General features: G+C 70.3%; 13 protein-coding genes. 9 read left to right on the top strand and 4 right to left on the bottom strand.

Annotated features, from left to right (window positions below; translation table 11 throughout):
• The first annotated feature begins 22 nt into the window (after positions 1 to 22).
• The 9 genes from ACFUO4_RS38525 (at position 23) to ACFUO4_RS38485 (ending at position 9,602) form a co-directional block, all read left to right on the top strand.
• Positions 23 to 622 carry a hypothetical protein gene (locus tag ACFUO4_RS38525; protein WP_383493844.1) on the top strand — a complete coding sequence of 200 codons (600 nt, stop codon included), beginning with the start codon at positions 23 to 25 and terminating at the stop codon, positions 620 to 622.
• Positions 606 to 1,685 (top strand): hypothetical protein, encoded by a 1,080-nt coding sequence (locus tag ACFUO4_RS38520; protein ID WP_383493841.1) that lies wholly within the window; start codon positions 606 to 608, stop codon positions 1,683 to 1,685. The genes ACFUO4_RS38525 and ACFUO4_RS38520 overlap by 17 nt, the downstream gene beginning before the upstream one ends.
• On the top strand, positions 1,682 to 2,443 hold the full coding sequence (locus tag ACFUO4_RS38515) for an ABC transporter ATP-binding protein (RefSeq protein WP_383493838.1): 762 nt from the start codon (positions 1,682 to 1,684) through the stop codon (positions 2,441 to 2,443). The genes ACFUO4_RS38520 and ACFUO4_RS38515 overlap by 4 nt, the downstream gene beginning before the upstream one ends.
• Before the next feature lie 34 nt (positions 2,444 to 2,477).
• On the top strand, positions 2,478 to 3,731 hold the full coding sequence (locus ACFUO4_RS38510) for an ABC transporter permease (protein WP_383493835.1): 1,254 nt from the start codon (positions 2,478 to 2,480) through the stop codon (positions 3,729 to 3,731).
• A 235-nt stretch (positions 3,732 to 3,966) separates the two neighbouring features.
• Positions 3,967 to 4,947, top strand: coding sequence for a hypothetical protein (locus ACFUO4_RS38505; RefSeq protein WP_383493832.1), 981 nt, complete (start codon positions 3,967 to 3,969; stop codon positions 4,945 to 4,947).
• Positions 4,948 to 5,061: 114 nt separating this feature from the next.
• On the top strand, positions 5,062 to 5,709 hold the full coding sequence (locus ACFUO4_RS38500) for an HAD family hydrolase (protein WP_383493829.1): 648 nt from the start codon (positions 5,062 to 5,064) through the stop codon (positions 5,707 to 5,709).
• A 194-nt stretch (positions 5,710 to 5,903) separates the two neighbouring features.
• Positions 5,904 to 6,851, top strand: a complete 948-nt coding sequence (locus ACFUO4_RS38495) for a 5-dehydro-4-deoxyglucarate dehydratase (RefSeq protein WP_383493826.1) — start codon at positions 5,904 to 5,906, stop codon at positions 6,849 to 6,851.
• A 41-nt stretch (positions 6,852 to 6,892) separates the two neighbouring features.
• The gene (locus ACFUO4_RS38490) at positions 6,893 to 8,233 is read left to right on the top strand and encodes a gluconate:H+ symporter (RefSeq protein WP_383493823.1); all 1,341 of its coding nucleotides are present in this window, start codon (positions 6,893 to 6,895) and stop codon (positions 8,231 to 8,233) included.
• Positions 8,234 to 8,264: 31 nt separating this feature from the next.
• Positions 8,265 to 9,602, top strand: coding sequence for an enolase C-terminal domain-like protein (locus ACFUO4_RS38485; protein ID WP_383493820.1), 1,338 nt, complete (start codon positions 8,265 to 8,267; stop codon positions 9,600 to 9,602).
• Between the two features lie 30 nt (positions 9,603 to 9,632).
• Here the strand turns inward: ACFUO4_RS38485 and ACFUO4_RS38480 are convergent, their stop codons facing one another.
• The 4 genes from ACFUO4_RS38480 to ACFUO4_RS38465 all read right to left on the bottom strand — a co-directional run bounded on the left by ACFUO4_RS38480 (position 9,633) and on the right by ACFUO4_RS38465 (position 11,949).
• On the bottom strand, positions 9,633 to 10,013 hold the full coding sequence (locus ACFUO4_RS38480) for a fic family toxin-antitoxin system, toxin component (RefSeq protein WP_079307058.1): 381 nt from the start codon (positions 10,011 to 10,013) through the stop codon (positions 9,633 to 9,635).
• The gene (locus tag ACFUO4_RS38475) at positions 10,013 to 10,252 is read right to left on the bottom strand and encodes a hypothetical protein (protein WP_079307222.1); all 240 of its coding nucleotides are present in this window, start codon (positions 10,250 to 10,252) and stop codon (positions 10,013 to 10,015) included. The genes ACFUO4_RS38480 and ACFUO4_RS38475 overlap by 1 nt, the downstream gene beginning before the upstream one ends.
• 137 nt (positions 10,253 to 10,389) lie before the next feature.
• Positions 10,390 to 10,905 carry a peptide-methionine (S)-S-oxide reductase MsrA gene (gene msrA / locus ACFUO4_RS38470; RefSeq protein ID WP_383493813.1) on the bottom strand — a complete coding sequence of 172 codons (516 nt, stop codon included), beginning with the start codon at positions 10,903 to 10,905 and terminating at the stop codon, positions 10,390 to 10,392.
• Between the two features lie 204 nt (positions 10,906 to 11,109).
• Positions 11,110 to 11,949 (bottom strand): class I SAM-dependent methyltransferase, encoded by an 840-nt coding sequence (locus ACFUO4_RS38465; protein ID WP_383493810.1) that lies wholly within the window; start codon positions 11,947 to 11,949, stop codon positions 11,110 to 11,112.
• Positions 11,950 to 11,998: the final 49 nt, after the last annotated feature.

The following is an 11,998-nucleotide window of genomic DNA, read 5'->3' as shown; positions in this document are numbered from 1 at the left end:
CAGGGCGCGGACCATGACGGCCATGACCCACCCCAACCTTCCTCTCCTCCGCCGCCGCGTGCTCGGCGCGGCCGTCCTGCTGTCCGGCGCTCTCGTGCTCACCGGCTGCGGCGGTTCGGACGACGGCAGCTCCACGCGGCAGGACGTGGCGTCCCTGCACAGCGATGGCCCGACCGGCAAGGCAAGCGCCGGCGCGAGTACCGCGCCGGACCCGGACGCCGGCCGCCCCCAACTGCGCCTGGACAGTTCGGACGCGGAACGGGACCACTACTGGCACCTCTACGCCACCTGCCTGAAGGACCACGGGCACAAGATGCTCCCGCAGCGCGGCCCGGACTCCATCGACCAGACCGACCAGAGCCCCGAGGCCAAGGCCGCCACCAAGGCCTGCGCCGACAGACTGCCCCTGCAGCCGCCCGAGTTGGAGCGGTCGACGAATCCGCACTACGACGACGACTACCGCGCCTACGTGAAGTGCCTGAACCGCAAGGGACTCAAGGTCACCGCGCTGCCCGACAACTCGGGCTGGACGTACGACGGTCAGACCACGATGAGCCAGGCCCGCCAGACCGAGGTCGACAAGAGCTGCACCATGGAGGCCTTCGGTGGCAAGACGCGCTAAGGCCGCCGCCGCGCTGAGCGCCCTGCTGGTCGTGGGTGTCTCGGGTGCGGGGGCAGTGGTGTGGAGCGGCGCGCACTCGGGCGGGGACACCGAGGCCGCCGTCCCGCTGCGGGTGCGGACGGCGACGGTGACCCGGACCGACCTCTCCGACAGCCGCACCCTGCCGGGCACCTTGGGCTTCGGCAGGGCACATGTGCTGAAGGGCACCGGACAGGGGGTGGTCACCGCGCTGCCGAAGCCGGGTGCCCGTGCGGTCAGGGGCCAGGCCCTGTACCGGGTCGACGACCGGCCTGTGCCGGTCTTCTTCGGCGCCACCCCGTTCTTCCGCACCCTGAGCAAGACGGGGGTGCGCGGCCATGACGTGAGTGTCCTCGGGGAGAACCTGCGGGCTCTCGGGTACGACACCGGCCCCGTCGGCGCTTCCCGGGACGACGGCGAGGAGTTCACCCCCGGGCTCGCCGCCGCGCTCAAGCGGTGGCAGCACGACACCGGGCAGGACGCCACCGGCACCCTCGTCCCGGGCCGTGCCGTCGTGCTGCCCGGTGCGGTGCGGATCGACGCCGTACAGGCGCAGGTCGGCGATCCTGCCGACGCCCCGCTGCTCACCTACACCTCGGCCGCGAAGTCCGTCACCGTGCCGGTGGAAGCCACCGACGTAGGGAGCATCAAGGCCGGCGCCAAGGCGCAGATCACGCTGCCCGACGGCAGGTCGGTCATGGGCACCGTCAGGGCGCTCGGGCGCACCGTGCAGGGCGGCGGCGCCCAGGAGGCGGCGGCGCAGACCGGGCCGGCCACCGTCGACGTGAGCGTCGTACCGGACCGGGCGGCGGACGTGGGCGCTCTGGACGCGGCGGCGGTGCAGGTCAGGTTCGACACGACCGCCCGCAAGGGGGTGCTCGCCGTCCCGGTGAGCGCGCTGCTCGCCCTGCGCGAGGGCGGGTACGCCCTGCAACGCCCGGACGGGACGCTGGTCGCCGTGCGGACGGGCATGTTCGCGGGCGGCCTCGTCGAGGTGAGCGGCAAAGGGCTGGCCGAGGGCAGCAAGGTGGTGACGGCCTCGTGACCGTTCCCGCCGCGCCTGTTCCTGCCGTTCCTGCTCCTGCCGTTCCTGCTCCTGCCGTTCCTGCTCCTGCCGCGGAGCCCGTCCTCGTCCTCGACGAGGTCACCAAACGCCATCCCGGCGGTGTCACCGCCCTGGACCGGGTGTCGCTGCGCGTCGACGCGGGTGAACTCCTCGCCATCGTGGGCCCGTCCGGGTCCGGCAAGTCGACGCTGCTGCACATCATGGGCACCTTGGACCGGCCGACGACCGGCACCGTCCGCGTGGGCGGGCACGACGTCCGCACACTGCGCGACCGTCAACTGTCCGCGCTGCGGGCACGGTCGCTGGGCTTCGTCTTCCAGCACTTCCACCTCAGCGACGGGCTGGACGCCATCGAGAACGTGGCCACCGGCCTGCTGTACGCCGGTGTCCCGCGCCGCGAGCGCCGGCCGCTGGCCCGGGAGGCACTGGACCGGGTGGGACTCGCGCACCGCCACGCCCACCTCCCCCAGCAGTTGTCCGGGGGCGAGCGCCAGCGGGTCGCCATCGCGCGGGCCCTGGTCAACCGTCCCGCGCTGGTGCTGGCGGACGAGCCGACCGGGGCACTGGACGCGGCCAACGGCAAGGCCGTACTCGATCTGCTCGTCGAGCTGAACGCGCAGGGCACGACCATCGCCGTCATCACCCACGACCGTGACATCGCGGCCCGGCTGCCGCGCAGGGTGGAGTTGCGTGACGGCCGTATCACCGACGACGTGTGCGAGGTGAGTGCCGTATGAGGCGTACGGCTGCTGTTTGTGAGGTGAGTGCCGTATGACGCGTACGGCTATGACGCGTACGGCTGCTGCGCACGGGCCGCGACCGGTCCGGTCGGCGTTCTCCGACATCCTGCGCCTCGGTCTGCTGGGCATCAGGACCCGTGGTCCGCGGGCCGCGTTGTCCGCCCTCGGCATCTCCATCGGCATCGCGACGCTCGTCGTCGTGACCGCCGTGCCCGCCTCCAGCCAGCGGGCGCTGATGGACCAGTTGTCCGCGCTCGGCACGAACATGCTGCGGGTGGCGCCGCAGGCGAACAGCGATCCACCGGTGGTGCTGCCCGCCGACGCGGACGCCATGGCCGCCCGCATCGGTCCGGTGACCGGGGCGAGCGCGGTCGCCAACACGCATACGACGGTGCTGCGTTCGGACCGCGCCGACCCGGCGGACGCCTCCGGCATCAGCGTGCTGGCCGCCCGCACGAACCTGCTCGGGGCGGTGCACGGCACAGTCCGTTCCGGGGCGTTCCTCACCTCGACGACGGCTCGTTTCCCGACCGTGGTGCTGGGCTTCCGGACCGCGTCCCGGCTCGGCTTCGACCGGGTGGGCACGGGGTCCGCCGAAAGGCCCGGCCAGGAGCCTGGTCAGGTCTACATCGGCGGGCGCTGGTTCACGGTCGTCGGCATCCTCGACCCGCTGCCGCTCGCCCCCGACCTCGACAGCTCCGTCCTGGTCGGCTGGAAGGCGGCCCAGGAGCGGCTCGGCTTCGACGGCCACCCGACGGTTGTCTACGTCACGGCCCGCGAGGCGCAGATCGAGGCGGTGCGTGCCGTGCTGCCGGCCACGGTCCACCCGCAACTGCCGGGCCTGGTCCAGGTCAGCCGGCCCTCGGACGCCCTGGCCGCCAAGCGCGCCACCGAACAGACGCTGTCGGTGCTGCTGCTCGGGCTCGCGGGGGTCGCCGTGCTCGTGGGGGGTGTGGGCGTGGCCAACACCATGGTCGTGTCCGTGCTGGAACGCAGGCGTGAGATCGGCCTGCGGCGGGCTTTGGGAGCCAGTCGCGGGCAGATTCGGGGGCAGTTCCTGGCGGAGTCGGTGGTGTTGTCCGCGCTGGGCGGCGGTGCCGGAACCGTGCTCGGGGCGGCGGGCGCGGCGGGGTATGCCGTGTCGCAGTCCTGGCCCGTGGTCATCCCCTCGCTCGCGTTGGTCGCGGGTGGGGCGGGGGCGGTGGTCGTCGGGATGGTGGCGGGGGTGTATCCCGCCGTCCGGGCGTCCCGGCTGTCGCCGACGGAGGCGTTGGCCGCGGTGTGAGGTGACTCGTCGCCCGCCTGGCCCGGACGAGTTGGCTGGTCACAGGCTCGGCACCGTCGGCCGACCGCTGCGAGTCGAAATGGACAGGACAACCTTATGGGCGGCTTGAGAGTCTTCTGGTCGATCACGTTGTGATCGGAACCACGAGGAGAACATCATCAACGCCATTCGTAAGACCCTGACCGCCACCGCCGTCGTCGGTGCCGTCCTCGCGGGTTCCGCTGCCTGCGGGACGGTGGAGCAGTTGTCCGCGGGCAGGAAGCTCGACCGGGCTTTTGAGGAGCTCGGCAAGGAGAAGACGCTCTCCTTCGAGGTCGACCTGGACACCGACGCCGCGTCGCTGAAGGCGCTGGACGCCTCGTCCGACCCTGAGCCCGGTGAGGAGATACCGGACGAGGTGGCCGAGCTGCTCAGCGAGGCGAAGATCACGGTGACCGTGCAGTCGAAGAAGCCGCTTGAGAAGTCCGGTGAGAAGGACCTCGTCGGCTCGGCCATGAAGGTCAGCACTCCGGACGGCGACATCATCGAATACCGGATGATCGGCGACTACACCTACATCCGTGCCGACATGGACGCCGTCGGCAAGACGATGGGTGCCCCTCTGCCGAACGCTGACGATCTGCCCCCGGAGGCCGGGGCGATGAAGGACGTCCTCAAGGGCAAGTGGGTCAAGTTCAACACCGAGGAGATGAACAAGGCCGCCGCCGAGGGCGAGGACGCCGGGGACGGTCCCGCGCCGTCCCTCGACGCCAAGGCGCAGAAGAAGCTCATGAAGGCCCTGCGTAAGGTCATCGCGCGCGAGGTGACGTTCAAGACCGCCGGTGGCGAGGACGGCACCGAGCACGTCATCGCCACGGCTCCCTTCCGCACGTTGCTCACCGAGCTTCTCGGTGAGGTCCGGCCGCTGGCGAAGGGGCTTCCGCTGCCCACGGCCAAGGAGCTGAAGGACGCTCCCAACGCCAAGGTGAAGGCGGACTTCACGCTCAAGAACGGCGAGCTGACCCAGGTGGACATCGACCTCGCCAAGCTGGCCGAGAACGCCAAGGTGAAGAAGCTCGGCCTCACGCTGCGGATGCGCGAGGGCACCCTGCCCGGTGCTCCGGCCGGTGCCACGACGCTCGACCTGCCCGAGCTCATGAACGGTTTCCTCGGCGGGGTGGCGATGAGTGATGCCGAGTTCGAGACGAGTGGTCTCGAGGACGTCCCGCAGGACTAGTTCTCCCTGGAGGACGGTGTGTGATCCGGTGCCGGTCACCTCGCCGGTGCCGGCGCCGGATCAACTTCCCCAGTGAGGGGAGCGCCAACGACCTGGGCAGTTAGGGTCGGCGGCATGCGTCTTGCTCTCTTCGACCTGGACGGCACCCTGGTCGACCGTCGTGCCGCGTTCGCGGATGCCATAGCCGAACTCGTTCACGACCATGCCTACGGGCCGGAGATCGAGAGCTGGCTGCGCACCGAGCTGGCCGACACCGCCGATCGCGGCGACTTCGAGCGGCTGCGGAACACGTTCCAGGTCAGGGAGTCGGCCGAGCATCTGTGGCGGGTGTACGTCGACCGCATGGCGTCCGCCGTGCACTGCCGGCCCGTCGTACTGGACAGTCTGGCGCGGCTGAAGGACGCCGGCTGGAGCATCGGCGTCGCGACCAACGGGGCCAGTGACATCCAGCGCGCCAAGGTCCGGGCCACCGGGCTCGCCGATCTGATCGACGGGATCGCCGCGTCCGGTGACATCGACGTGCGCAAGCCCGACGCACGGCTCTTCGAGCTCGCCGCCGCCCGCTGCGGCACGCAGTTGACGCCCGGGGACTGGATGACCGGGGACAATCCCGAGTCCGACATCGCCGGTGGCGCGGCGGCGGGGCTGCGCACGATCTGGGTGCGGGGCCGGGTCTGGCCCGAGGGGCTCACGGTTCCGCATCACACGGCTGACGATGTCGTCGATGCCGTGGACTATCTGCTGGCCAACTCCACGGCGTAACGCGGCTGCCGTCGGCGGTATCAACACCAAGGTCGGTCACCTGACAGCAGGGCGAACCTGCGCCGCGTGACCGTACGACGCCCAGCCGTGGGCGATAGCGGTATCGGGTGGCCTCCGGCCATTGACCAAGCACAGTCATCACCCTAACCTCCATCCTCATATGTAGATAGAGTCCATATGCATGGAGAGAGTTCATGGGACTGAACAAGAGGGCTCAAGACGCTGCTCGGCGGCTGCGGGACGGCATGGCACGCGGTGTGCTGTCCTTCCCGCTGACCAGCTTCGCTGCGGACGGAAGCCTCGATCTGGACGCCTACCGCACCTATCTGGCAGGGCAGCTGGCCACCGAGCCCGGCGCGGTGTTCCCCGCCTGCGGCACGGGTGAGTTCAGCGGGCTGGACGAGGACGAGTACCGCCAGGTCGTCGCGGCGGCCGTGGAGGTGGCCGGCGGGCGGATACCCGTCGTCGCCGGGATCGGGTACGGCTGGGCCCAGGCCCTGCGCTTCGCCCGCATCGCGGAGGAGGCGGGCGCGGACGCCGCCCTCGTACTCCCCCACTACCTGGTGAAGGCCCCGCAGGAGGGCCTGGTCGAGCAGGTGCGCCGGATCGCCGCGGGTTCCGGCATCCCGCTCATCGTCTACCAGCGCGACCATGTCGCCTTCAGCGTCGAGAGCCTGTGCCGCCTCGCCGAACTGCCCACGGTCATCGGCCTCAAGGACGGCCACAGCGACCTGGACCGGCTCCAGCGCCTCACCTTGGCCGCCCCCGACCACCTGCTCTTCTTCAACGGCGCCGCCACCGCGGAGATCCAGGCCCGCGCCTATGCCACCGTCGGCGTGCCCGCGTACTCCTCGGCCGTGCATGCCTTCGCGCCCGAGATCGCGGACGCCTTCTTCGCCGCCTTGAACAGCGGTGACGACAGCACTGTCGACCGGCTGCTGCGTGACTTCTACGTCCCCCTGGTCGAGCTGCGGGACCGGGTGCCGGGATACGCGGTCTCCCTCGTCAAGGCCGCGGCGCGGCTGCGCGGCAAGCCGGTCGGTCCGGTCCGCGCACCGCTCACCGACCCGGGCCCGCAGGACCTCGCCGAGCTCGAGAAGCTCCTGGAGACGGGGCTGGAGCTGGTCGGCGCGACGCGCTGAGACACGTCCCAACTGCGCACAGTTCAAAGGGGAACTGACCCATGCCTCTCGTCGTCGTCGGAATCAGCGTGCTGGTCCTGCTGTTCCTCATGACCAGGCTCAAGCTCAACGGCCTCATCGCCCTCCTCCTCGTGGCCGTCGGCGTCGCGCTGGTGCAGGGGATTCCGGCCGCGGAGATCGGAGACACCCTCGGCGAGGGTGTCGGCAGCCAGATCGGCGACACCCTGCTCGTCGTCGGACTCGGTGCCATGCTCGGCCGCGTCATGGGCGACTCCGGCGCCGCGCAACGCATAGCCGGCCGGCTCGTCGACGCCTTCGGCCCGCGGCACGTCCAGATCGCCATGGTCATCACCGCCATGCTGATCGGCGTGACGATGTTCTACGAGGTCGCGTTCGTCATCATCGTGCCGGTCGCCTTCACCATCGTCCGCGTCACTCGCAAGAACCTGCTGTGGGTGGGCCTTCCGATGTCGATCGCCCTGTCCACGATGCACAGCTTCCTGCCGCCGCACCCCGGGCCCACCGCCGTCGCCGCCACCTTCCACGCCTCCGTGGGCCACACCCTGCTCTACGGCCTGTTCTTCGCCGTCCCCATCGGCGCGGCCATCGCTCTGGTGTGGCCGCGGCTGCCGTTCGTGCGGCGGATGGACCCGTCCATCCCCCAAGGGCTCGTCACTGAGCGGGTGTTCGAGGAGGACGAGCTGCCGGGCATGGGCTGGTCCCTGTTCGTCGCCCTGGTCCCGATCGTGCTGATCGCGGGGGCCGCCGTGGCCGACATGGCGGTGGACGACGACAAGAACCGGGTCCTGCACGCCGTCGAGTTCATCGGCTCGGCCCCGGTCGCCCTGCTGCTGACGCTGTGCCTGGCCATCTGGGCGTTCGGTCCGCGCATCGGCCGCAGCCTGGACGAGGTCAGCGCCTCCTGTGTCTCGGCCGCCAAGTCGATGGCGATGATCCTGCTGGTCATCGGTGCCGGCGGCGCCTACAAGCAGGTCCTCGTCGACGGCGGGATCGCCGGCTACATCAAGGACTTCACCGAGGGCTGGGACATCTCCCCGATCATCCTGGCCTGGCTCATCGCCGCGATCCTGCGCGTCGCGCTCGGCTCGGCGACGGTCGCCGTCGTCACGGCGGCCGGTGTGGTGGCGCCGCTCGTCGCGGGCAGCGGGGTCCACCCCGAGCTGATGGTGCTGGCCGTCTCCTGCGGCTCCATCGCCTTCAGCCACGTCAACGACCCGGGCTTCTGGATGTTCAAGGAGTACTTCAACCTGTCGGTCCTCGACGCGATCAAGACGCGTACGACCTACACGACCGTCCTGGCGGTCCTCGGCCTGGGCGGCGTACTCGCCGTCGAACGCGTCCTGGACGCCCTCAGCATCTGACCTGCCCCCTCTTGAGCCATAAGGACTTCCGATGACCAGCCGCACCCAGCCCACCGTCACCGCGTTCGCCGTCTATCCCGTCGCGGGCCGCGACTCGATGGAACTGAACCTCTCCGGCGCCCACGGCCCGTACTTCACCCGCAATGTGGTGGTGCTGACCGACTCCGAGGGCCGCACGGGGCTGGGCGAGGTGCCCGGTGGCGAGAAGATCACGCAGACGCTGCGGGACGCCGAGTCGCTGGTCGTCGGCGCACGCGTCGGTGACTACAAGCGGGTCCTGCGGGCGATCGGGGACCGGTTCGGCGACCGCGACTCCGGCGGCCGCGGCCTGCAGACCTTCGACCTGCGCACCACCGTCCACGCGGTCACGGCCGTCGAGTCCGCGCTCCTGGACCTGCTCGGCCAGCACCTCGACGTCCCCGTCGCGGCCCTGCTCGGCGACGGGCAACAGCGCGAGTCCGTACGGGTCCTCGGCTACCTCTTCTACGTCGGTGACCCCGACCGCACCGATCTGGAATACGTCCGCGAACCCGACGCCGAAGTGGCGTGGCATCGCATCCGGCACGAGGAGGCCCTCACCCCCGAGGCGATCGTCCGCCAGGCCGAGGCGGCCTACGAGCACTACGGCTTCCGGGACTTCAAGCTGAAGGGCGGGGTGCTGGAGGGCGCGGAGGAGGTCAAGGCGATCCGGCGGCTGAAGGACCGCTTCCCGGACGCACGGATCACCCTGGACCCCAACGGGGCGTGGTCCCTGCGCGAGGCGGTCGAGCTGTGTGCACCGCTCGTGGGCACGCTCGCCTACGCCGAGGACCCGTGCGGCGCGGAGGACGGCTACTCGGGCCGGGAGATCCTCGCGGAGTTCCGCCGGGCCACCGGGCTGCCCACGGCCACCAACATGATCGCCACCGACTGGCGGCAGATGACCCACGCCCTGGCGCTGCAGTCGGTGTCCATCCCGCTCGCCGACCCGCACTTCTGGACCATGCAGGGCTCGGTGCGGGTGGCGCAGTTGTGCAACGCGATGGGGCTGACCTGGGGTTGCCACTCCAACAACCACTTCGACATCAGCCTGGCCATGGTCACGCACTGCGGTGCGGCGGCACCCGGCGAGTACAACGCGCTGGACACACACTGGATCTGGCAGGAGGGCCTGGAACGCCTCACGGTCGCCCCGCCGCGCATCGTCGACGGTGAGATCGCGATTCCCCGGGCGCCGGGCCTCGGCGTCCAGCTCGATACGGACCGGCTGCTCGCCGCGCACGAGCTGTACCGGGAGAAGGCCCTCGGCGCCCGGGACGACGCGGTCGGCATGCGCTACCTCGTCCCCGACTGGACCTTCGACAGCAAGCGGCCGTGCCTGGTGCGCTGACCAGGTGTGCGCCGTGGCTGTCGTCGCCTCTCAGGGGGTGGCCGTCGGCCAGGTGCGCAGCTGGGCGGTGATTCGCGCCGTGGTGCAGGCGGGGTCGCGGAGCAGGTCGCGCAGGGCGATGGCGTCGTCGCGGGTGGGCTTGAGGGGAATGCCGGAGGCCTCCAGGTACATGACGCCGGTGGCTGCGGCGACGGCCATGTTGGAGCGCTCCAGCCAGCGGCAGCGGCCGAGGATGTGGACGAGGGCGGCGGCGCGGGCGTAGGGGCCGTCGTAGACCGGATGGTCGAGGAGTTCGGCGCGGTGGGCGGCGACGGCGGCGACCGGGATGCCGTAGTCGTCGGGGGCGGGGTCGCGGGCACCGGCGATCTCGGCGACCTGCAGGATCCAGGGGACGTCGATGTGGAGATCCATCAGGCGGCGTGGGCTCCTGGGGCGGCGCGGTCGGCGTCCTCGGCCTCGTCGAAGAGGGCCTGGTGTTCGTCGAGGAAGCGGCGGGCGGCGTCCAGGCCGCGGGCGCGCAGGCCGTCGGTGTCCTCTCGGACGAGCGCGGCGATGTAGTCCCCGACGCTCAGACCCCGGTCCTTGGCGCGGGCCTTGGCGAGCTCGGCGACCTCGTCGTCGACGCGGGCACCCAGTTGTGTCTTTGCCATACGAGCATGGTAACAGCTGTTACCAGGCCGCTGAGGGCTCTGCGGAGGCGCCGGACGCCAGGGCGCTGGGTGCACGACAGATGGACGCGACGGGGGCTGCCCTGGGCGGCGTTGCAGTCCCCCGTCGCGAGCCCGTGTCAGGCCTCGGCGCGCTTGGGCAGGCGCCAGTTCGGGCGCGGGAAGTGGCAGGTGTAGCCGTCCGGGTAGCGCTGGAGGTAGTCCTGGTGCTCCGGTTCGGCCTCCCAGAACGGGCCGGCCGGTACCACCTCGGTCACCACCGGCCCCGGCCACAGCCCGGAGGCGTCGACGTCGGCGATGGTGTCCTCGGCGATACGGCGCTGCTCGTCGTCGTAATAGAAGATCGCCGAGCGGTAGCTGAGGCCGATGTCGTTGCCCTGGCGGTTCCTGGTGCTCGGGTCGTGGATCTGGAAGAAGTACTCCAGGATCGCCCGGTAGTCGGTGACCTGGGGGTCGAAGGTGATCTCGATCGACTCCGCGTGCTTTCCGTGGTCGCGGTAGGTGGCGTTGGGCTTGTCGTTGTCGCCGCTGTAGCCGACCCGGGTGTGGGTCACTCCGGGCAGGGCGCGGATCAGCTCCTGCATGCCCCAGAAACAGCCGCCCGCCAGCAGCGCCTTCTCCTCGGCGTCGCTCATGACACCACACCTTTCCGTCGCGTGTTCTCGGATCCGTACGCCCAGGCCGCCAAGCCCGCACACCGGCGAACGAGAAACTTCCAACCCTGCATCACCGCTCAAAGCGATGATGAGCTCGTAGGGCCTGAACACCGTCGACAGCGAGGAAATTCCTGATCAGGGGGTTCCCGAGCTCGGTGAAAGGGGCCTACGCGAGGCGGCCGGTCAACCGGCGGCCGCGGTCGGCTTGTGGGCCAGGTCGTAGGCGAAGCTCACCGTTTCGGTGAGGTGGCCGTCGATCGCGTAGGGGCTGAGTTCGCCCCTGAGGTCGGCATCGAACTCAGGGGCGCGGTCCGCGAGCACCGACGGAGACAGAAAGGAGGTCGAGCGCACATGTCCGGCCAGTTCGTCGATCGTCCAGCGATGCTCGGCCGTGAACTGGTGGCGGTCGGCAGGATCAAAACCGGCGCGGGAGAGCACGTCCTGATCGGGGTCCGTCTGTCGTTGTCGCTCAGCACCGGGCGGAATCCGGCTTGTTGCGCCCAGCGCCTCTTGCCACTTGCGCAGGAGGCCGGCGAAAACCCGCTGCCAGTCCAGGGGACCGGCCCATGGGCTCGTCGACCAGCAGAGAGCCAGATGACCGCCTGGTCCGAGCCAGGTGAGGGCGAGTTGGGCAACTCGGTCACGGCGCAGGCGGTGGAAGGCATTGCCGATGACGATCAGTTCGACGCTTCCCGCGTCCATGGTCAATTCCTCGGCTTGGGCGGTGACAGCCCGGACGTGGGTCGCGCCCTCGGTGGCTGCTGCTTTGGCGCGGATCGCGTTCGTCATGTCGCACTCGGCGTCCACGGCCCAGACGTCCGCGAACCGCTCGCGGAGCGGGAAGGCGAGTTGGCCAGTGCCACAGGCCAGATCCAGCAGACGTCCGCGCCCGGAGGGGCCTGTGCGGCGGCTCAGGTCGGTGAGCATCGTGTCCGGGTAGGACAGTCGGAAGCGGTCGTAGTAGTTGGCGGTGCCTTTATACAAGTCGGGTTGGAAAATTACGTCGTTGGCCATGCGCCGCATGCACCGCACCCTCCATGGACCTGCTTTTTCAGGAGACTTTCTCTCCTGC

The sequence above is a fragment of the Streptomyces sp. NPDC057280 genome, from assembly GCF_042668605.1.
Classification (GTDB): domain Bacteria; phylum Actinomycetota; class Actinomycetes; order Streptomycetales; family Streptomycetaceae; genus Streptomyces.
Note: the sequence above shows the minus strand (reverse complement) of the source record. Positions and strands in the feature narration are given on the sequence as shown.